Origin of the sequence: Burkholderia sp. Bp8963, assembly GCF_003854275.1 — a bacterium.
In the GTDB taxonomy this organism is placed as follows: domain Bacteria; phylum Pseudomonadota; class Gammaproteobacteria; order Burkholderiales; family Burkholderiaceae; genus Burkholderia.
In genome coordinates, this window is the sequence record NZ_QTQP01000001.1 from 174420 (window position 1) to 194120 (window position 19701).

The window sequence follows — 19701 nt, forward strand, 5'->3', positions numbered from 1 at the left end:
ATCGCCAGCCGGATATTCCGGATTTACTTTTTTTGCCACAGCGGACTGGCGCGAATCATCTAATCGTTCTTATAATCGCGCCTGCAAATTGCATGCGCTTGTTCGCGCACATATGTGGCGCGGCAAGCCGTGCCGAATTCGATTGAATTCCCGTCGAACGCAGCGGGGCGCACAGCCGCGCCGCGCCTGCCGCACGGGGATATTTCATGCAGGCCCGATCCGTTTTCCGGATTGTTCCGGAAAATCCGGATAATTCGCAGCGATTCCCATCGGACTGACACAAAATCCGTTTCATTTCCAATCCGGAAATGAGCGGCGGGGATTATTTCGGATTCGGCGGACGGAATCGGCACAGGCGAGCCGCGCGCTGACATCGACACAATGACGGCGGCCTTCTCGGTCGCCAGGAGACGCATGTGAAAAAAGAAGAAGACCAGCTGCACCGCGGGCTGGAAGAGCGGCACATCAACCTGATGGCGCTCGGCGCGACGATCGGCGTGGGCCTGTTCCTCGGCTCGGCGAGCGCGATCCGCACGGCCGGCCCCGCGATCCTGCTGACCTATCTGCTGGGCGGCATCGTGATTTTCCTGATCATGCGCGCGCTCGGCGAGATGGCGATCGCCAACCCGGTCGCGGGCGCGTTCAGCCGCTATGCGCGCGACTACCTCGGCCCGCTCGCGGGTTACCTCACCGGCTGGACCTACTGGTTCGTGTGGATCGTCACCTGCATGGCGGAGATCACCGCGGTCGGCGTCTACATGCACATGTGGTTCCCGGGCGTGCCGAACTGGGTCTGGGCGCTGGCCGCACTCACCGCGATGGGGGCCGTGAACTTCATCGCGGTCAAGCTGTACGGCGAGTTCGAGTTCTGGTTCGCGCTGATCAAGATCGTCACGATCGTGCTGATGATCGTCGGCGGCGGCCTGATGATCGCGTTCGGCCTCGGCAACGGCGGCGTCGCGACGGGCATCTCGAACCTGTGGTCGCACGGCGGCTTCATGCCGAACGGCTTCGCCGGCGTGATCGGTGCGCTGCCGATCGTGATGTTCGCGTACCTCGGCGTCGAGATGCTCGGCCTGACGGCGGGCGAGGCACGCAATCCCGAGAAGTCGCTGACGAAGGCCGTGAACTCGGTGTTCTGGCGTGTGCTGATCTTCTATATTGGCGCGCTGTTCGTCGTGATGTCGCTGTACCCGTGGGACCAGATCGGCACCCAGGGCAGTCCGTTCGTGATGACGTTCTCGCGGCTCGGCATCCCGGCCGCCGCCGGCATCATCAACTTCGTCGTGCTGACGGCCGCGCTGTCGTCGTGCAACAGCGGCCTGTTCAGCACCGCGCGGATGCTCTACAACCTCGCGCAGCAGGGCCAGGCGCCGCGCACGCTCGGCCGCGTGAATCGCAGCGGCGTGCCCGTGTATGGCGTGCTCGTGTCGGTCGCGCTGCTGCTGATCGGCGTGCTGCTCAACTATCTCGCGCCGCAGCACGTGTTCACGTGGCTCACGTCGGTGTCGACGTTCGGCGCGATCTGGACGTGGTGCGTGATCCTGATCGCACAGCAGCGCTTCCGCCGCACGGTGTCGGCCGACCAGGTCGCACGCCTGCCGATCCGCGTGCCGTTCTATCCGTTCGGCTCGTACTTCGCGCTCGCGTTTCTCGCGTTCGTCGTCGTGCTGATGGCGTTCACGCCCGATACGCGCGTCGCGCTCGTGATCGGGCCGGTGTGGGTCGTGCTGCTCGGCTTCGCGTACCTGCTGTTCTACGCGAACCGTCCGGTGGCGTCGGTTTCGACGAAGTCCTGAGCATCCGTTGCCGTGCGCGGCCGTCGTTCGCGGCCGCGCACGGCCGGCACGCGCCTCGACGCACGGCTCGGCCCACGTCAGGCGGTCGTGCCGCTTGATCTCGATCATGCGCGTCCGGGCCGGACGATCTATGCTGACGGCAACGCTTGTCCGCGCTTCGCGCGGCCGCTGCCGATGCCCGCGACCGCGACCGCGCGCGGCGGCATGACCCGCCGCGCCGCTGCCGTGCGAAGCCCCGGCGTCGTCCCGGTGGGACGACGCGCCAGAACGGAGGCCGTCGCCATGCAGCCCGCACAATCCAGTCAGCCGATCTCCAGGATCGCGCTTGCCGTCGATCCGACACCCGAATCGCTGCTCGCCGCACAGTACGTGCACACGCTGCTGCGGCCCGGCATGCAGCTTCGGATCGTCAGCGTGATCGATAATCCGCGCCTGATGCTGCCCGATATCCCGAGAATCGATGCGCTGCTCACGTCCGCGCGCGACGAGCTGATGGGCGATGCCCAGGCCGTGCTGGACCGCATCGTGCCGTCGTTCGCGGACACCGGCGCCCAGGTCGAAGCGGGCATCCTCGATGCGTCGGTGGCGGGCGGCACGGTCGCCGATACGCTGGCGTGGGATACGGCCGCCTGGCAGGCCGACGTGCTCGTGGTCGGTGCGAACCGGCATCACGGGCTGCTGCGGCTCGTCGAGGGCGCGGTATCGGACCAGTTGATGCGGCGCGCGCGCTGCGCGCTGCTGATCGTGCCGGCGAGCTATCAGCGCGACAGCCATGCGCCGCCGCAGCGGATGATGTTCGCGGTCGACGGCAGCGAGCCGTCGCTGCGTGCGGTGCAGGTCGGCATGGAATTCGCATCGCCGACGACGCTGCTGTACGCCGCGTACGTCGTCGACCGCGCGATCCGGCTGACGGACATCGTCCCGGTGCGCGCGCTCGAGGATGCATACCGCGCGGAGGGCGAGGAAGCGCTCGCCAAGGTCGCGACACTGTTCCACCGGTGTGCGAATCCGACCAAGCGCGGCATCGTCGAAACCCATCCGACGAGCGACGACGTCGCGCATGCGCTGATGCGCGAGGCCGTGCATTGGCGCGCGGAGATGCTGGTCGTCGGCACGCACGGCCGGCGCGGTCTGGCGGCGCTGCTGATCGGCAGCGTCGCGCGGCGGGTCGCGCATCTCGCGGAGGTGCCGGTGCTGCTCGTGCGCAGCGAGGAATGACTGCCGCGACCGGCGAATGGGCGGCCACCCACGGGCCATGAAAACCGACAGGCAGGTAAGCTGGACGTCGAAGACGAACTCGCATGGGATCCCGCGATCGACGCGACGCGGATCGGCGTCGAGGTCGATCGACATCGGCGCGAAGATTCGCCAGGCGATGCAGCGCCATGCTGAGCGCGAAGCGAGCCATATCGAAGTCGTCGTGCGCGACGGCACGGTGACGCTGAACGGCAAGGTCGACTCGTACGCGGAGCGCGAGGTCGCGCGCGGCGCAGCGTGGTCGGCGCCCGGCGTGCGGATGGTCGTCGACAACCTGGTGGTCGAATAGCCGGCCACCATCATGAACTCTCTGGCACGAGGGTAGGCAGTCGTCCGGCTGCCTTGGAGGACGGGCGGGGTGGTTGCACCCCGCCCGCTTTCCTGGCCCCGTGTCGTTGCTTGTCCTCGTCAGCGTTGTTGCTTTTCCTCGTATCTGTCGGCTCTGATTCTGCGTTGATTCGTGCGATGGCGGCCGCACACGCTGGCGCCGGCCGCGCGTGCTCCCTATCGCGACGGCCGTGCGTGCCCCATACGCCGGTTGCTGGCGTTCAGGTCGCGCAGGCAGGGCGGGCAAGGCGGCGCTGGCGCACGCCGTGGCGCGAACGGATGTGATGGCGAACGTTTTCGAGCGGACAGTTCCGGCACGGCGAAAAGCGCCGTCCGCGATTCACGCGGGGGCGCCCGCCGCGTGCCGCACGGCGGGGCACCGCGGGAGCGGGAGCGGGCGCGGCGGTCAGCATCTGCTGGCGCAGCGCCGCCGCGAAGCGCTGCAGCGCGGCGACGGATCCGGCAATGCTCTGATATTTTTCGCGGCCGATCTGCCCGTCGAGCGTGACGAGCAGCCCGGCCTGGCGCGCGAGTGCAAGCAGCGCGTCGAGATCGTCGCGGGCTGCCGCGTCGGCCGCATGCGCCGCTTCGGCCGCGGTGTGCTGCTGGCGGGACGCGCGGCGTTTGCCGTCGTCGTTCGGAAAGGTGCCATATGACATGAGTGGTCTCCTGCGCCCGACCCGCGTGCCGGCTCGGTGGCCGGCTGGGCGATGCCCGGCATGAACGGTGTGTCCATGGCATCAGTATCGTGTGGGGAATGCGCGCTTCCAATCAGCGCACACTGAAGTCGGCGTCAGGAAATCCGACGTCCCATAGGAATTTCCTGACACGCGCGCGGCCGCAATGCCGCCGCAGCGCCGCGCAGCGGGGGTTCGCAGCGTCTTGTCGCCGCGATCGATGTTTACCCGATCCGGGTTTCCGAGTCGATGCGCGAAGCCGCGTTGCGTGTCGATTGCGCGATGCGGGGTTCGTTAATGCGAGCCGCGACGCCGCTTGTTCGTCATGCATACGCGAGCGTACGAAATGCGTTGCAATTCGCAGGCATCGCAAGTCGCAGCACATGCGTCGTTTGCGCGCGTCGGATGCATGCGCCGCAATGTTCCGTTCCGTGCTTTCCGCTGTCGAAAGCAGGCGATCACCATCAGACGTTTTTCAGCGAAGGATGCACAGTGCAAGCCCCTTGACGGAGCGTTTCGTCCAGTCTAACGTGTCCTCTACGCCGACCGCAGTCGCATGTCCATGACGTGCATGCGCGTCGGCGCCGCGCTTTAGGGGAAGCGTGTCCTTCATCGAATAATCCGTGCGGCACGAGGCCGCATGTTTCAGATTGCTGTCGATCCGCGTTCGGATCACGACGCCCGGTTTTCGTCGGGCGCCGCCTGCACCGCGGGCGGTTGTTGATGCAGCGCAAGGGCGCAACGGCGCATTGCACGCCGCTTCGTCCACGAGTCGTTACGCTACGAACACACCCACCTTAGTTTGCTTCGACAGTAAGGAGTCCGTCGATGTCAAAGGACAATTTGTTCGAGTCGCTCAAGGAAATCGCCACGCAGCGCTCGATCGGCGCAGACCAGCTGCGCCAGATGATTGATGACGAGGTGCGCGCACTGTCGTCGGAGGCGCGCGTGCACGACTACATTCACGTGTTCGCGATCCGGCATCTTCGCGAACGGATGCGCCATCTCGACGACGAGGCGGCCAGCGAAACGCCTGGTCACCCGGACGACACGCCCGTCGTCCATGCGCGCCATCGTTTATGACGGCCGTTCGCCGCATCTGACGCTGCGCGAGCTGCCCGACCCGTCGCCTGGCGCGGGGCAGATCCTGATCGATGTCCATGCGTGCGGCGTCTGCCGCACGGATCTGCACGTCGTCGACGGCGACCTGAAGGCGCCGAAGCGCCCGGTGATTCCCGGGCACGAGATCGTCGGCACGGTCGCGGCGCTCGGGCGGGGCGTGACCGGCTTCACGGTCGGCGAGCGCGTCGGTGTGCCGTGGCTCGGCCATACGTGCGGCTATTGCGCATACTGCATGGCCGGCCGCGAGAACCTGTGCGATACGCCCGGCTTCACCGGCTATACGATCGACGGCGGCTATGCGGAACGAACCGTCGCCGACGCACGCTATTGCCTGCGGCTGCCGGCCGGCTATGACGACGTGCATGCGGCCCCGCTGCTGTGCGCGGGGCTGATCGGGCATCGCACGCTCGTGCTCGCGGGCGACGCGCAGCGCATCGGCCTGTACGGTTTCGGCGCGGCCGCGCACATCGTCGCGCAGGTCGCGCGGCATCAGGGGCGCAGCGTATACGCGTTCACCCGGCCGGGCGATACCGTCGCACAGAAGCTCGCGCTGCGGCTCGGCGCATGCTGGGCGGGCGGCAGCGACACCCGCGCGCCCGAGCCGCTCGACGCGGCACTGATCTTCGCGCCGGTCGGCGCGCTCGTGCCCGCCGCGCTCGCCGCGGTCGCGAAGGGCGGCTGCGTCGTCTGCGGCGGCATCCACATGTCGGATATCCCGTCGTTCCCGTATGCGTTGCTGTGGGAGGAGCGCCGGCTGCTGTCGGTCGCGAACCTGACGCGCGCCGACGGCGAAGCGTTCATGGCGCTGGCCGCGCAGGTGCCGATCGACATCGAAGCGACCTGTTATCCGCTCGCCGACGCGAACCGGGCGCTCGACGACCTGCGGGCAGGGCGCCTGTCGGGCGCAGCGGTGCTGACGATGCATTGACGGGCGCGGTTGCACCGGTCTCCAATCTCCCGCCGTGCGGCCCTCGCGCCGCGATCGCGGCCACGCATGTGCCGGATGACCGGCCAAATTTCACCGTTTTAGTGCAATGACCCTCAAGTAAGCGCCGGACTTGCCGTTTACCCGGTGAATCCGTCCACCGGGCGTTCGCGCTCCCTTACAGAGTCGTTGCCATGCTTTCGTCCATTCGCGCCCGCATCCTCGCAGCGTGTATCGCCATCGTCGTCTTCGCGCTGGTCGCCACGACGCTGATCAACTATTTCATCGCCCGGTCGTACAACAACGACGCGATCGACCGGAACCTCACGTCCGTCGCGAGCGGCCACGTGGTCGGCATCGGCGACTGGGTCGCGACGAAGAGCCGGATGATCGCGTCGCTGCAGGACGCGGCGCTGTCGCCCGATCCGGTTCCGGTGTTCAAGCAGATGGCCGCGGCCGGCGGCTTCACGAATGTATACGCGGGTTACGCGGACAAGGTGTTCCACTTCTCCGATCCGACCGGCATCCCGCCCGACTACGATCCGACCGGCCGCCCGTGGTACAGGCAGGCCGCGCAGGCCGGCAAGCCCGTCGTCACGCCGCCGTACGTGGACGCGGGCACCGGCAACCTGGTCGTCACGTTCGCGGTGCCGATCGTGCGCGACGGGGCGGTCAAGGCCGTCGTCGCCGCGGACGTCGCGATGGACAGCGTGATCGCGAACGTGAAATCGATCCACCCGACGCCGGCCAGCTTCGGGATGTTGATCGACAGCAACGGCCATGTCGTCGCGCATCCGGATCCCAAGCTGACGCTGAAGCCGGTCGCCGACGTATCGCCGGATCTCGCCGGCATCGCGCCCGCGTCGATCGCGAGCGCGAGCGTGCCGGTCGAGGTGCGCGTCGGCGGCGACGCGAAGCTGGTCCGTGCGCAGCCGGTGCCGGGCACTGACTGGTATGCGCTCGTCGCGCTCGACAAGGCTGAGGCGACCGCGGGGATGCGCTCGCTGCTGACCGCGTCGCTCGTGACGCTCGTCGTGATCGTCGGCATCGCGTCGCTGATCATCGGCGCCATCACCGCAACGGCGTTCCGCCGCCTGTCGCTGGTCCGCCAGGCGATGGCGGCGATCGGTTCGGGCTCGGGCGACCTGACGCAGCGGCTGCCCGCCGACGGCAGCGACGAAGTGGCGGACATCGCACGTTCGTTCAACAGCTTCGTCGACAAGCTGCACGACGTGATGCGCCAGATCCGCGACGCGAGCGAATCGGTGCGCACGGCCGCCAACGAGATCGCGGCCGGCAACCAGGACCTGTCGTCGCGCACCGAATCGGCGGCGGCGAGCCTCGAGGAAACCGCCGCATCGATGGAAGAGATTACCGCGACGGTCGGCCAGTCGGCTGCAGCGGCCGGCCAGGCCGACGAGCGCGCGGCGGCCGCGTCGAAGATCGCGTCGCACGGTGGTGCGGTCGTGTCGGACGTGGTCGCGACGATGGCGCGCATCGAGGAGGCGTCGGGCCGGATCGGCGACATCATCGGTGTGATCGACGGCATCGCGTTCCAGACCAACATCCTCGCGCTGAACGCGGCCGTTGAAGCGGCACGTGCGGGCGAGCAGGGCCGCGGCTTCGCGGTCGTCGCGCAGGAAGTGCGCAGCCTCGCGCAACGCAGCGCACAGGCCGCGCGCGAAGTGAAGGTGCTCGTCGAATCGACGGTCGCGAGCGTCGAGGCCGGATCCGGGCAGGTACGTCAGGCGGGTGAGACGATGAGCGAGATCGTCACGAACGTCGCGAACGTGACGACGATCATCTCCGAGATCACACACGCGGCGAACGAGCAGACCCGCGGCATCCAGGAAGTCAACCGCGCGGTCACGCAGCTCGACGAAATGGTGCAGCAGAACGCGGCACTCGTCGAACAGTCGGCTGCTGCCGCGACTGCGCTGCAGACGCAGGCGCATGCGCTCGCGTCGACGGTCGGTCAGTTCACGGTCGCATAACGAAGTCGCAAAACAGGGTCGCCTGAAGCGCTGCGTCACGGCACGCCGGCGTCGCGCATCAGCGCGAGCCGGTTGTACAGCGTCTTCAGGCTGATGCCGAGCGCCTGCGCGGCGCGCGGCTTGTTGCCGCCGAAGTGGCTCAGCGTCGCGGCGATGAAGCACTGCTGCGCATGATGCAGCGTCGCGCCGAGCGGCAACGACATCGCATTCTCGCGCGCCGGGTCCGGCGGCGGCGGATGCCGGGGCAACGACACGTCGATCCGTTCGTCTGCGAGGATGAACGCGCGCTCGATCGTGTTGCGCAGTTCGCGCACGTTGCCGGGCCAAGGATAAGCGCGCAGCGCGGCAAGCGCATGCGCGGTCAATTGCTTGTGCGTGCCATGCCGCGCATTGAGCGCCGCGACGAATTCCTGCGCAATCGTATCGATGTCGTCGCCGCGGTGCCGCAGCGGCGGCACATAGAGCGCGAATGCGGCCAGCCGGTAGAACAGATCGTCGCGCAAGCGGCCGTCGCGCACAGCGTCGGCCGGATTGTGGCGGGTGGCCGACACGATGCGCACGTCGAGCGGAATCGGTTCGCTGCCGCCGACGCTGACGATCGCATTTGCCTCGAGCGCGCGCAGCAGCTTCACCTGCAGCGCCGCCGGCATTTCGGCAATTTCATCGAGAAAGATCGTGCCGCCGCGCGCGGCTTCGAAGAAACCCGCATGCTGAGCGAGCGCGCCCGTGAAGCTGCCGCGCTCATGTCCGAACAATTGCGATTCGGCGATGTCGGGCGGAATCGCGCCGCAATTGACCGGCACGAACGGGCCGTCGCGGCGTGCACTGAGATCGTGCAGCAACCGTGCGACGATATCCTTGCCGACCCCGCTTTCGCCGGCGATCAGCACGCTGGCGCGGGTCGGCGCCACTTTCCCGATCCGGTCGAGCAGCGCGCGAATGCCCGCCGAATGCCCGGACAGGCCGCGGCCGTCGTTGCCTGGTCTCGACCGCACAATAGGTTCGGACACGATCATGGGCAGTCCGTTTTGAAAATCGGCACCGCGCAGCGGATGCGCAGGCGTTATTTATCATCGACAGCGTAGCGCCGCCGAAGGTGCCCGGAATAGAAAATTCCAATACACGACGCGTGACCGGAAGAATTATTCCATCACGCCTTTCAATACGTGTGCCATTCCATTACTGTGAATTCGCGAAGCGCCTCATGATCGCGATCCTCTTCAGGGCAACCGGCGTTGCATGCGACCGGCGATGCATTGGATGCGCTCGATGCGCGGATTTCCATCGCAGTGCAGACGATTGCCCAACGGCAACGCGGCATGCGAGAGGGAGCGAAGATGCCTTACGTACTGATCGTCGAGGACGACGCCGATACGCGCGCGATGCTTGCCGCGCTCGCGCAGGCCCAGCAACTGAACTGCGATGCCGCGGCGACGCTGGGCGAAGCGCGTGCGCGCCTCGCCGCGCAAACGCCGGATCTGATCCTGTGCGACCTCGTGCTGCCGGACGGCAGCGGGATGGACCTGTTCGACGCGTTGCCGAAGGGCACGCATGCGGAAGTCGTGCTGACCACCGGCCACGCAAGCCTCGAAACCGCAATCGATGCACTGCGGCGCGGCGCAACCGACTACCTCGTCAAGCCGATCAACATGCAGCGGCTCAACAGCATCTTCGCGCGGGTGCCGCGCACCAGCGTGCTGCACGAGGAAATCGCCGCGCTGCGTTCCGAGTTGCAGCGGCTCGGCCGCTTCGGGCGGATGCTCGGCGTGTCGCCGTCAATGCAGGCCGTCTACGACGCGATCGGACGCGTCGCGAGCACCGAGGCGTCGGTGCTGCTGACCGGCGAATCGGGCACCGGGAAGGATCTTGCCGCACAGACGATCCACGACCTGAGCCTGCGGCGCAAGGGGCCGTTTCTCGCGATCAACTGCGGCGCGATCGCCGCGAACCTCGTCGAAAGCGAGATGTTCGGCCATGACCGCGGCAGCTTCACCGGCGCGGAACGTCAGCATCGCGGCTTCTTCGAGCGCGCGAACGGCGGCACGCTGTTCCTCGACGAGATCAGCGAGATGCCGTTCGAATCGCAGGTCAAGCTGCTGCGCGTGCTCGAGACGGGCACGCTGACGCGCCTTGGCTCGACACGCGAGATCGACGTCGATGTGCGCATCGTCGCCGCGACCAACGTCGATCCGGAAGCCGCGATGACGAACGGCAAGCTGCGCGCGGACCTGTACCACCGCATCAACGTATTCCCGATCGAGCTGCCGCCGCTGCGCCTGCGCGGCGGTGACATCCCGATGCTCGCCGACGCTTTTTTACAGCAACTTAATGAAGAATCGGGCAGACGCGTGCGCTTCGCACCGGCCGCGCTTGCCGCGCTGTCGGGCTACGAGTGGCCCGGCAACGTGCGCGAGCTGCGCAACTTCGTGCAGCGCGCGTGCATCTTCAACGACGGAGACCTGATCGACACGCTGCCGCCGCCGATCCTCGACGAAGTGGCGGGCCTCGCGGAGCCGGCCGACGCGGTGACGGTGCCGTTCGGCGCGCCGCTGTCCGAACTTGACCGGAAAGTCATCCTCGGCACGCTCGAGCAATGCGGCGGCGTGAAGGCGCATGCGGCGGAAGTGCTCGACGTCAGCCTGAAGACGATCTACAGCCGGCTCGCGGAGCCGGACGACGACAAGCCGCCATCATGATCGCGCACCGGGCACGCCGCTTGCTGGATGTAACGGACCTGTCCGGGCTGCCCTGCCGCATGCGGAATGGCCACGGTGGCGCCGCGGCGTCGGTGTTCCGACCCGGGCGACGTGAGGAACCGATGAGAATCCTGGTCCGCAAGCTGCTTACGCAGGGCGCGTGGATCGTGCTAGCGGTCGCGCTGGCGTCCGCGCTGCAGGCGTGGGCGGTCCACGTTACCGGCGTGCATGTGCCGTTCGTGTCGCTGCCGTTCTACGCCGGCATCGCCGCCGCCGCATGGCTGACATCGTTCAGCGGCGGCCTCGCAGCGACGGTCGTCAGCGCGGCCGTGATCTGCGCGGTGTGGCTGCGCGATGCGACGCTGCTGGCGCTGCTCGCGCAGGGTGGCCGGTTCTTGGCGATCGGCCTCGTCGAATGCATGCTCGTGACGACCGTGAAGCCGTTGTTCTCGACCGGACGTGACCCCGAGGACGACGGCGGCGACGCTTCGGCAGCCGACCCCGACGCGCACCCCGCGCACCGCAAGCCGGGCGCCGGCGCACAGCCGGGTGGCGATGGTGGCGACGACGCGTTGCTCAGGCGCGTGGTCGACGCGTCGCCTGACGCGATCATCGGCATCGACGCCGCGCACCGCATCACGAGCTGGAATCCGGCCGCCGAGCGGATCTTCGGCGCAGAGTCCGCAGCCGTGCTCGGCCGCGACGTCACGACGCTGATCGCGGACCGCTGGCTGCGCCGGCATCCGGTGCCGGCGTCGCTTTCGGATCAGCGCGTGGCGGTCGGACCGCTCGACGTGCTGTGCATGCGACGCGACGGCTCGCGTTTTCGTGCGACGTTCGCCGCATCGCCGATCGGCGACGGCCACGGCGGCTGCGCGGGCCTGTCGATGACGCTGCGCGATGCGCACGAACGCCGCCGTCACGAACGCCGCAGCATGCGCTCGCTGCGCGGCGCCCGCGACGCGCGTGCGCAGGCCGACACGTCGAACCGCCTGAAGGACGAGTTGCTCGCGACCGTGTCGCACGAACTGCGCACGCCACTGAACGTGATCTACGGCTGGGTCGAGGTGCTGCGCAGCGCGAACGGCCAGGCGCTCGAACGGCAGGCGATCGACGCGATCGACCGCAGCGCGCGTTCGCTGTCGCACATGGTCGCCGATCTGCTCGACGCGTCGTCGCTCGCGACCGGCAAGCTGCGCCTCGAGCGCGTGCCGATCGATCTCGTGCGTATTGCGCGCGAGGCGACCCGCGAGCTCGACGCGACCGCGCGGGCCGCAGGCCTCACGCTCGTGACCGAATGCGCGCTGCCCGCGTGCGTGATTTCGGCGGATGGCGAGCGCGTGCGCCAGGTGCTGTCGAATCTTCTGTCGAATGCGATCAAGTTCACGCCGGCGGGCGGCCGTGTCGTGGTGTCGCTGACGCGCTCGGACGACCGCGTGCAACTGTCGGTGGCGGATACGGGGCAGGGCATCGCGCCGGAATTCCTGCCGTACGTGTTCGATGCGTTCCGGCGCTTCGAAGGCGGGCCCACGTCGCCCAAGCGCGGTCTCGGGCTCGGTCTGTCGATCGTGCGGCACATCGCGCAACTGCATGGCGGCAACGTGTCCGCCGCGAGCGAAGGCACCGGGCGCGGTACGACCGTGACGGTCACGCTGCCGCTCGGCTGGGAGCCGGCCGGGCTCTCTACGTGGCCCGTTTATCCCGAAGGTGGCGCAGCGGTGGTCGCGCTGGACGGCCAGCGCGTGCTCGTCGTCGACGACGATGCGACGTCGCGCGCGAGCCTCGCGGCGGCGCTCGAGACGCTCGGCGCGCAGGTTGCGACGGCCGTCTCGGGCCGCGATGCGCTCGATGCGGTCGAGCGGCGCGCGCCGACCGTCGTGCTGTCGGATCTCGCGATGCCGGACGGCGACGGCTTCTGGCTGCTGGAGCACCTGAGGCACCGGCATGCGCGTGGCGGGCGGCTGCCGGTCGTCGCCGTGACCGCGCATGCGGGGAAGGCGGACCGCAACCGCGTGATGGCGGCCGGCTTCGACGGCTATCTGTGCAAGCCGGTCGACCTGCCGACGCTCGCGAGCGTGATCGTCGACGTCGCGCCGGCCGCGACGGGCGATGTCCACACGCCCGGCCGCTGATATTGCGACGCGCGTGCGCGTGGCCTGGCGGTTGCGCCCGTCCTGCCGGGACGCGTTTTGGCCAGGGCGAGCGCAAGGCGGTGACGATGAACCGATCCGACTGGATGAACGGCACGCGTGACGTCGCGTGGTGGCGGACCCGGCCCGTGTCGACGTGACAAGGAGGTCGGAATTGAACCCGAACCGTACAAAGAAACAACTGGCACAGCTGGCGTGTGCGCTCGCGGCGCTTTGCCCCGTCGCCGCAGTGCGCGCACAACCGCCGCCACAATCGGCGTCGGCGGTCAGGGTCGCGCCGGGCGTGATCCGGCCCGGCGCGACTGGTGACGAAGCCGGGCTGACGCGCCGGCCGACCGGCATCGACGTGGAGTTCGTCGACCGGGCCGGCATGGCCGGCAAGACCGAACTGCTGGCGAGCCAGCTCGCGCTCGAACGTTCAGCGAATCGCGACGTGAAGGCATTCGCGCACAGGATGGTCGACGATCACGGCGGCATCGCCGGTGCGCTGCGCGAGCTTGGCGCACGCAAGGGCGTGCCGGTGCAGACGAAGTCGCTCGTCGATCCGGCGCTCGAGGCGCTGCGGCGCAAGGAAGGGCACGCGTTCGACGTCGCGTATGTCGACCTCGTCGGACCGGCCGCGCACGAGCAGGCGATCCGCGAGTACGAAACCGAGGCGGAGTCGGGCCGCGACCCGCAACTGCGTGCGTTCGCGGCCCGTACGCTGCCGATACTGAAGGAACACCTGGCCGCGGCACGCCGGCTGTCGGCGCTCGTCGCGGCTGCGCATTGAGCGTCGCGGCGCTCAATGCCGGCGCGTGTCGTCGTCGGGGCCGCCGGGCGACGCCTCGTGCGGCGGTGCGTCGATGTCGGTTTCCGATTCCTCGGCAAGCCAGTACGGCGAACTCTCGTAGTACTCGTGCAGCGCGGCCGCCCAGCTCGGGTCGGCCATCGCGGGCCAGTGGTCCTTCGCGAAGCCCGGCGCGTTGCGCACGCGTTCAGTCGGCACCGGCAGCACGAAGCACTTGCGCTCGGTGTCGAGCGTCAGCGCGCCCCACGGGATCGCGAGCAGCTTGTCGCCGATCCCGAGCAGGCCGCCCGACGACACCACCGCATACGCGATCTGTCCCGACTGCACGTCGAGCATCACGTCCTTCAGCTTGCCGACATCGTCGCCTTCCATCGTGAACACCCGGTTGCCGGCGAGCGTGCCGGCGGCCATCACGTCGGGCCCTGGCCCGCGTGCCGGGCGGCCGCTGCCGCCGAGGATGCGCGCGCCTTCGCGCGACTGTTTCGACATCGTCATGGCAATCCTCCTCATCGGTGCGACGGGCGGCGCGCCAGGCCGGCCGCCGCGGGGTGGGCACGCGGCGCGAAAGGCGGGCGTGGCGCGTGACGGTCACGGGGTCACGGCCCGCCGCCTGCACAACGCCGCTGCCGCGGATCTCAGGTGCGCCGCGGCAGCGATACGTCTTCGAGCGTGTTGGCGAGTTCGTCGCGCTCGGCGCCGGCCGCACGGGTCGCGATGTCGCCGAGCGACACCATGCCGACCAGTTGCCCGTCGTGATCGATCACCGGCATCCGGTGCAGTTGCGCATCGGCCATCCGTTGCTGGACTTCGCCGATGCCGTCGTCGACGACGCACCATTCGACCGGCGCCGACGCGACCGCCCGTACCGGCGTGTCGGGCGAATGGCCGCCCGGCAGTGCGCGCACCACGATGTCGCGATCGGTCACGATCGCGACCAGTTCATGATCCTCGCAGACCGGCAGCACGCCGACGTCGAAACGCTGCATCAGTTCGGCCGCATGGCGGATCGTGTCGGTTGGCGCGACGCAGACGACGTCGTGCGACATGATCTCGTTGATGCGATACATGAGCTTCTCCTTGTTGAGCGGGGCCCGGAGAAGCCAGCAAGCGGCGTGCCGCCGTGCAGCGCTGTGCGTGCGTGGCGCACGCGTGACGCCGCCACGGACAAAATTGCCAGCTGGTTTGTACTTCTTCCAGGGCCGCCGCGCGGCCCCGGGTCAGCGACCGACGCCGGTTAGCGCGACGATCGTCAACACCAGCATGCTCTCGATCGCGACGAGCGCGGTGACGCCGGCGGCGCCACGGACTTCGCGCCATGCGCGTTCGATGCGTTTCATCGTTCGACTCCTGATTCCTGAATCCTGGTTTCGCCGGCTCCGGCGGCGTGCGCCGCGCGGGGCCGGCCGCCACCGCGTCAGTGCTGCTTGCGGGGCGTGGATGGGGTGTCGGGCGCGCGCGGCGCGCGCTCGCCTGACGGCTTCGACGGCTCGATACGGGTGCCGCCGCCGATCGCGGGCGGGTCACTGGCCGGGAAGGTCTCTTCGAGCCCTTCGTCGATGCGCTCCTCCGTCTTGTCGTCAGACGGTTTGCGCTGCGACGCGGACAGCGAAAACGAGCCCGCGGCTGCCGAATCGTGCGTGCGGCTGCCGGTAGCGTGGACGGTCATGATCAACCTCCTTGATCGGTGAATGACGATGCGCAAACGGCGTGCCCGTTGGTTGCCGCGGGTACGGCGGATGCGCGCCGTCGAGTACGGCCGGCGGCGCAGGACGCGGTGCGTGCGCCCGCCGGCGACGAAGAGGGGGGAAGCGTGATGAAGACATCCAGTGAAAGTCTACGTTACGACGCGAACGTCTGCGGGGGCGATTTCGAACACGTGCGCGAGCGCTTCGCGGCCTGGAAAGGCGAGTCGCTCGTGTATCAGCCCGAGCGTCGGATGTTCGACGGAAAGGAGGAGGTCAGACAGCTGAGCGACGCCGTCTACGACGGTCCGGAGAGCGCGCAGCGCGCGCTGGTCGCACATTGCGACCCCGCGGATCCGTTCGCGCTCGCGGTGCGGCTCACGACCGAAGGGCGCGACATGTGGCTCGTGATGGCGGCGTATGGCGATTGAATTGTCGCGCGGAATCCGGATCGTCCGCGCTTGCGCCGGTCTCCGCCCGTGGTGCATGCGGGCGCATACGGGCGCAGCGCAGGTACGCCGATTGCACACCGGTTCGCGTCGTCGCGATCCGCGCGACTGCCGCCGCAGGAGTGCCATGAACACGCCACGCAAGCTGCATCGTCCCGAGCCGACGCCCGATGTCGATCCCGATCCGCCGCAACCCGCGCACGACGATCCCGTCGATCCGCCACTGCCGGAGCAACTGCCGCACGGCGATCCGCCGGCGCGGCCGCCGCCCATGCTGACCCCGCCGCTTCCGACCACGTGCGAAACCTGAAAGGAGGACTGCCATGGACATTCATGTGCAATCGCCCGACAAGCGCGCGATCGCGCAGGTGCTGGGCCGCTATTTTGAATCGCGCTCGCTGCGATATCACATCGAGGAACTGCCGGGCGGCGTGCTGCATATCGGCTTTCGCGCGAGCGGCCGGCCGGTCGCGATGACCGTGTCGTTCGACGATGCCGCGTACGATGCGTACACGCACTGGGACGCGAGCCAGAAACAGCTCGCGCTCGGGCGGCTCGCGGACGGCTTCGCGCGAATGATGGCGAAGCGCAGCCCGGCCGCGCTCGCCGGCGATTATCACGTCGAACGCTTCTGACTCCGTCGACCCGGCTGGCCCTACTGCGCCCACTGACCCTGCGTGATCGTCAGCCAGGTGCCCGCGCGCGGCGGGCACTTTGCGTGCCGCGCGCGCGTCGCGTAGGATGTTCAGTAGGGTCTGTTCACGCTAATAACGGATGCTGCCTATGGTTTTCGCTCGCCTGTCGCAGTCTGCCGGCACACGCCGGCTCGTATCGGGTCTGTCGACCGCCGCGGTGCTCGCGGCAGGTGCGGGCGCTCAGGACGCGTCGGCGCAAACGCCGTCGCCGCTCGGCGAGTGGCAGTACTCGGCCGGCGTGCCCCTCGAAAAAATGTTCGAACCGACTCTGCCGACCTGGCAGGTCAGCGTCGGCGCAGGGATGACGCTGCAGCCACGCTACGCGGGCTCCGACCGTTACCGCGTGATGGGCGGGCCGAACCTCGACGTCCGCTACCGCGACCTGTTCTTCATTTCGACCGGCGAGGGCATCGGCGCGAACGTGCTGCGCGGGCCGAACTGGCGCGTCAGCCTGTCCGTCGGCTACGACCTCGGGCGCCGCTCAGCGGACGATCTCGGCCACCTGAACGGGCTCGACAACATCAATGCGGCCCCTGTCCTCAAGCTGTCGGCCGATTACGTGATCTCGAAGGAATTCCCGCTCGTGCTGCGCGCGGACGTGCGGCGCAGCGTCGGCGGGTCGAACGGCTGGACCGGTGACCTGTCCGCGTACATGCCGATGCCGGGCAGCAACGACAACTTCTTCTGGTTCGCGGGGCCGACCGTGTCGTTCGCCGACGGCCGCTACATGAACGGCTGGTTCGGCGTCAGCGACGCCGCGGCCGCGCGCTCGGGGCTGCCGCGCTATTCGTCGGGGGCCGGGATCAAGTCGGTCGGCGCGGGCGTGACGATGGTCTGGTTCTTGAACAAGCACTGGTTCCTGACCGCGGACGGTGCGATCGAGCAGCTCGTCGGGCGCGCGTCGCGCAGCCCGATCACGCAGCAGACGACGAACGGCGTGCTTGACCTGTCGGTTAATTACCAGTTCTGACCGGGCACCCGGCGGGAGAATCCGTCCGTGCCGATTGTAAATATTCCCCGCGTGCGCGCGGTCGGGCGCCGGCGCGGCTGCGTCGCTTCGGGCGCCGGCGCCCGGCACGGATGTTGCAGCGGCAAGGTCATACGATTCCAGCCGAAACCGGACCGCCGCATGTCACTGAGCCTCTCCCTCGATCTGCGTCAGCACATGACACTGACGCCGCGCCTGCAGCAAGCGCTGCGGCTGCTGCAGCTGTCGTCCGTCGAATTCCAGCAGGAATTGCGTGCCGCGCTCGACACGAATCCGTTTCTCGAGGATGGGCAACAGGCGGGTGGCGATTCCGGCAACGATGCGCCGCCCGACGAGCCCGTGCCCGCGACACAGGATGCCGATGCCGGCGCGGCCGCGCGCGACGCATTCGACGACGCGCAAAGCCTCGACGCACAACGGATGTCGATCGGCGCGCCGCGCATGCACGACGCGCCGGACGATGCCGATCCCGTCGACGCGCTGGTCGCGCCGCCGACGCTGCACGCATACCTGCACGACACGCTGCGCCTGACGCCGCTGCCGCCGCGCGACGTGGAGGCCGCGCGCGTGATCATCGACGCGCTCGACGACGACGGCTATCTGCGCCAGCCGCTCGACGAGCTGGCCGCCGCCGTGTGCGACGACGCGGTGTTTTCCGACGCCGAACTGCTGATCGCGCTCCGCCGGGTCCAGTCGCTCGACAAGCCGGGCCTCGGCGCGCGTACGCTTGCCGAATGCCTGCTGCTGCAGCTCGACGGGCTACGGCCCGATCTGCCCGGTCTCGCGGTCGCGCGCGAGATCGCCGCGCATCACTTGCCCGAGCTTGCGCGCCGCGAAACGGCGATCCTGCTGAAAGCCACCGGCGCCGATCCCGACACGCTGCACGCGGCCTGCGCCCTCGTGCGGCGGCTCGATCCGCGCCCGGGGCTGCAATACGGCGGGCCGGGCGGCGACTATGTGGTTCCCGACGTGATCGTGCGGCGCGTGCGCGACCGCTGGATCGTCCAGAACAACCCGGCGCTGCTGCCGCGTGCACGCCTGCATCGCCGCTATGCCGAATGGTTCGAGCAGGCGTCCGGCAGTCGCGAGTCGCCGCTCGGCCAGCAACTGCAGGAGGCGCGCTGGCTGATCCGCAATGCGCAGAAGCGCTTCGACACGATCCGCCGTGTCGGCGAATGCATCGTCGCGCGCCAGCGCGACTTCTTCCTGTACGGCGAGATCGGGCTGAAGCCGCTCGTGCTGCGCGACGTCGCGGAGGAGCTCGGCCTGCACGAATCGACCATATCGCGTGCGACGGGCAACAAGACGATGGCGACGCCGCACGGCACGTACGAGTTCCGCCATTTCTTTCCGCGCCGGCTCGACACCGACGCCGGCAGCGTGTGCTCGGCCGCAGCCGCGAAGGCGCTGATGCGCGACATGATTGCCGCCGAGGACGCCCGCACGCCGCTGTCCGACGTCGCGCTCGCGCAGCGTCTCGCCGGGCACGGGATCGTGATCGCGCGGCGCACGGTGACGAAGTACCGGCAGGCGATGAAGATTCCACCGGCCGATCTGCGCCGGCCCTGAACGACGCGCGGCAACGCGGGCGTGCCGCCGTTCACGCGTCGCGGCCGAACGCTTCGCGCAGCTTCTGCTTGGCCTGTTCGAGCACGTCCCGCTGCGCCTGCGGAAGATGCACGCCTGCCCGGTTGATGTAGAAGTTGAGCATCGCCATCGCGGACTGGAACGGCGTGCCCTTGCGGCGCGTGCTGCGCTCAGCCGCACGCTTGAGCGCCTGTGCGACGGCCTCGGGCGTGTCGTGCGTGAACGTGCCAGGTTCGAGGTCGAGCGCGTCGCTGTGCTCGGTGACCGATTGCGACCAGCGCTGCTCGGGAGGCGGCTGCCGCGCGGCCGTATCGCGGGTTTTGCGGTGTGACGTGGAGGGGCGTCGAGCGGGCGGTTGGACGGGCGATTGGCGATACGTCATGACGGGTTCCTTCGGCGCAGGCGCGCCGCCGACCGGCGGACGATGCGCGCGCTGCGCAGGCAGTGCGGGCGGTGCGGACAGTGCGGCGGCGGGCCCGACGCGCGGTCTGACGTCTTCAATTGTGCGCGCGGGCGAACAGGGCCCGCAACCGCGGATCGCAACGGCGCGATGCGTCGCGCGT

At 68.7% G+C, this 19701-nt stretch carries 20 protein-coding genes and 1 pseudogene; 14 read left to right on the forward strand and 7 right to left on the reverse strand.

Annotated elements, in window-relative coordinates; all coding sequences use genetic code 11:
• Positions 1 to 59 precede the first annotated feature (59 nt).
• Entirely contained in the window at positions 60 to 443 is a 384-nt protein-coding gene (locus DID96_RS00785; protein ID WP_124597368.1) for a hypothetical protein, read from the reverse strand.
• Here DID96_RS00785 and DID96_RS00790 point away from each other — a divergent pair.
• From DID96_RS00790 to DID96_RS00800, 3 genes and pseudogenes are all read left to right on the forward strand, one after another.
• Complete coding sequence (locus DID96_RS00790; protein WP_124597369.1) at positions 417 to 1799, forward strand: amino acid permease; 1383 nt, start codon at positions 417 to 419, stop codon at positions 1797 to 1799. The two genes, DID96_RS00785 and DID96_RS00790, sit on opposite strands and share 27 nt — an antisense overlap.
• A 282-nt stretch (positions 1800 to 2081) precedes the next feature.
• The gene (locus DID96_RS00795) at positions 2082 to 3017 is read left to right on the forward strand and encodes a universal stress protein (protein ID WP_124597370.1); all 936 of its coding nucleotides are present in this window, start codon (positions 2082 to 2084) and stop codon (positions 3015 to 3017) included.
• Between the two features lie 130 nt (positions 3018 to 3147).
• Positions 3148 to 3345 (forward strand): annotated as a pseudogene (locus DID96_RS00800) (BON domain-containing protein); the annotation flags it as partial.
• Positions 3346 to 3604: 259 nt separating this feature from the next.
• Here DID96_RS00800 and DID96_RS00805 read toward each other — a convergent pair.
• Positions 3605 to 4042 (reverse strand): hypothetical protein, encoded by a 438-nt coding sequence (locus DID96_RS00805; protein ID WP_124597371.1) that lies wholly within the window; start codon positions 4040 to 4042, stop codon positions 3605 to 3607.
• Positions 4043 to 4888: 846 nt separating this feature from the next.
• Here DID96_RS00805 and DID96_RS00810 point away from each other — a divergent pair.
• The 3 genes from DID96_RS00810 (at position 4889) to DID96_RS00820 (ending at position 8101) form a co-directional block, all read left to right on the forward strand.
• Entirely contained in the window at positions 4889 to 5143 is a 255-nt protein-coding gene (locus DID96_RS00810) for a DUF3562 domain-containing protein (RefSeq protein WP_124597372.1), read from the forward strand.
• Entirely contained in the window at positions 5124 to 6110 is a 987-nt protein-coding gene (locus DID96_RS00815; protein ID WP_124597373.1) for a zinc-dependent alcohol dehydrogenase family protein, read from the forward strand. Before DID96_RS00810 ends, DID96_RS00815 begins: the two co-directional genes overlap by 20 nt.
• A 191-nt stretch (positions 6111 to 6301) precedes the next feature.
• Complete coding sequence (locus DID96_RS00820; protein WP_124597374.1) at positions 6302 to 8101, forward strand: methyl-accepting chemotaxis protein; 1800 nt, start codon at positions 6302 to 6304, stop codon at positions 8099 to 8101.
• A gap of 35 nt (positions 8102 to 8136) precedes the next feature.
• Here DID96_RS00820 and DID96_RS00825 read toward each other — a convergent pair whose 3' ends face one another.
• On the reverse strand, positions 8137 to 9117 hold the full coding sequence (locus DID96_RS00825) for a sigma-54-dependent Fis family transcriptional regulator (RefSeq protein ID WP_124597375.1): 981 nt from the start codon (positions 9115 to 9117) through the stop codon (positions 8137 to 8139).
• A 321-nt stretch (positions 9118 to 9438) separates the two neighbouring features.
• On the opposite strand from DID96_RS00825, the gene DID96_RS00830 reads away from it, so the two are divergent.
• The 3 genes from DID96_RS00830 (at position 9439) to DID96_RS00840 (ending at position 13719) form a co-directional block, all read left to right on the forward strand.
• The gene (locus DID96_RS00830) at positions 9439 to 10797 is read left to right on the forward strand and encodes a sigma-54 dependent transcriptional regulator (RefSeq protein WP_124597376.1); all 1359 of its coding nucleotides are present in this window, start codon (positions 9439 to 9441) and stop codon (positions 10795 to 10797) included.
• Positions 10798 to 10919: 122 nt separating this feature from the next.
• Entirely contained in the window at positions 10920 to 12929 is a 2010-nt protein-coding gene (locus tag DID96_RS00835) for a PAS domain-containing hybrid sensor histidine kinase/response regulator (RefSeq protein WP_124597377.1), read from the forward strand.
• 199 nt (positions 12930 to 13128) lie between these two features.
• Positions 13129 to 13719 (forward strand): DUF4142 domain-containing protein, encoded by a 591-nt coding sequence (locus tag DID96_RS00840; protein ID WP_260463773.1) that lies wholly within the window; start codon positions 13129 to 13131, stop codon positions 13717 to 13719.
• A 12-nt stretch (positions 13720 to 13731) separates the two neighbouring features.
• Here the strand turns inward: DID96_RS00840 and DID96_RS00845 are convergent, their stop codons facing one another.
• The 3 genes from DID96_RS00845 to DID96_RS00855 all read right to left on the reverse strand — a co-directional run bounded on the left by DID96_RS00845 (position 13732) and on the right by DID96_RS00855 (position 15403).
• Positions 13732 to 14232 carry a PRC-barrel domain-containing protein gene (locus DID96_RS00845; protein WP_124597379.1) on the reverse strand — a complete coding sequence of 167 codons (501 nt, stop codon included), beginning with the start codon at positions 14230 to 14232 and terminating at the stop codon, positions 13732 to 13734.
• Positions 14233 to 14372: 140 nt separating this feature from the next.
• Positions 14373 to 14804: a CBS domain-containing protein gene (locus DID96_RS00850; RefSeq protein ID WP_124597380.1), complete on the reverse strand. Its 432-nt coding sequence runs from the start codon at positions 14802 to 14804 to the stop codon at positions 14373 to 14375.
• 347 nt (positions 14805 to 15151) lie between these two features.
• Positions 15152 to 15403, reverse strand: a complete 252-nt coding sequence (locus DID96_RS00855; RefSeq protein ID WP_124597381.1) for a hypothetical protein — start codon at positions 15401 to 15403, stop codon at positions 15152 to 15154.
• A 147-nt stretch (positions 15404 to 15550) separates the two neighbouring features.
• Here DID96_RS00855 and DID96_RS00860 point away from each other — a divergent pair, with 147 nt between their 5' ends.
• The 5 genes from DID96_RS00860 to rpoN all read left to right on the forward strand — a co-directional run bounded on the left by DID96_RS00860 (position 15551) and on the right by rpoN (position 19120).
• The gene (locus tag DID96_RS00860) at positions 15551 to 15850 is read left to right on the forward strand and encodes a hypothetical protein (protein WP_124597382.1); all 300 of its coding nucleotides are present in this window, start codon (positions 15551 to 15553) and stop codon (positions 15848 to 15850) included.
• Between the two features lie 145 nt (positions 15851 to 15995).
• Positions 15996 to 16178 carry a hypothetical protein gene (locus DID96_RS00865; RefSeq protein ID WP_124597383.1) on the forward strand — a complete coding sequence of 61 codons (183 nt, stop codon included), beginning with the start codon at positions 15996 to 15998 and terminating at the stop codon, positions 16176 to 16178.
• A 13-nt stretch (positions 16179 to 16191) separates the two neighbouring features.
• Positions 16192 to 16503 (forward strand): hypothetical protein, encoded by a 312-nt coding sequence (locus DID96_RS00870; protein ID WP_124597384.1) that lies wholly within the window; start codon positions 16192 to 16194, stop codon positions 16501 to 16503.
• A 148-nt stretch (positions 16504 to 16651) separates the two neighbouring features.
• Entirely contained in the window at positions 16652 to 17533 is an 882-nt protein-coding gene (locus DID96_RS00875) for a MipA/OmpV family protein (protein ID WP_409333745.1), read from the forward strand.
• 159 nt (positions 17534 to 17692) lie between these two features.
• The gene (gene rpoN, locus DID96_RS00880) at positions 17693 to 19120 is read left to right on the forward strand and encodes an RNA polymerase factor sigma-54 (RefSeq protein WP_124597386.1); all 1428 of its coding nucleotides are present in this window, start codon (positions 17693 to 17695) and stop codon (positions 19118 to 19120) included.
• A 31-nt stretch (positions 19121 to 19151) separates the two neighbouring features.
• On the opposite strand, the gene DID96_RS00885 is transcribed toward rpoN, so the two are convergent.
• Positions 19152 to 19520: a DUF3175 domain-containing protein gene (locus DID96_RS00885; RefSeq protein WP_124597387.1), complete on the reverse strand. Its 369-nt coding sequence runs from the start codon at positions 19518 to 19520 to the stop codon at positions 19152 to 19154.
• Positions 19521 to 19701: the final 181 nt, after the last annotated feature.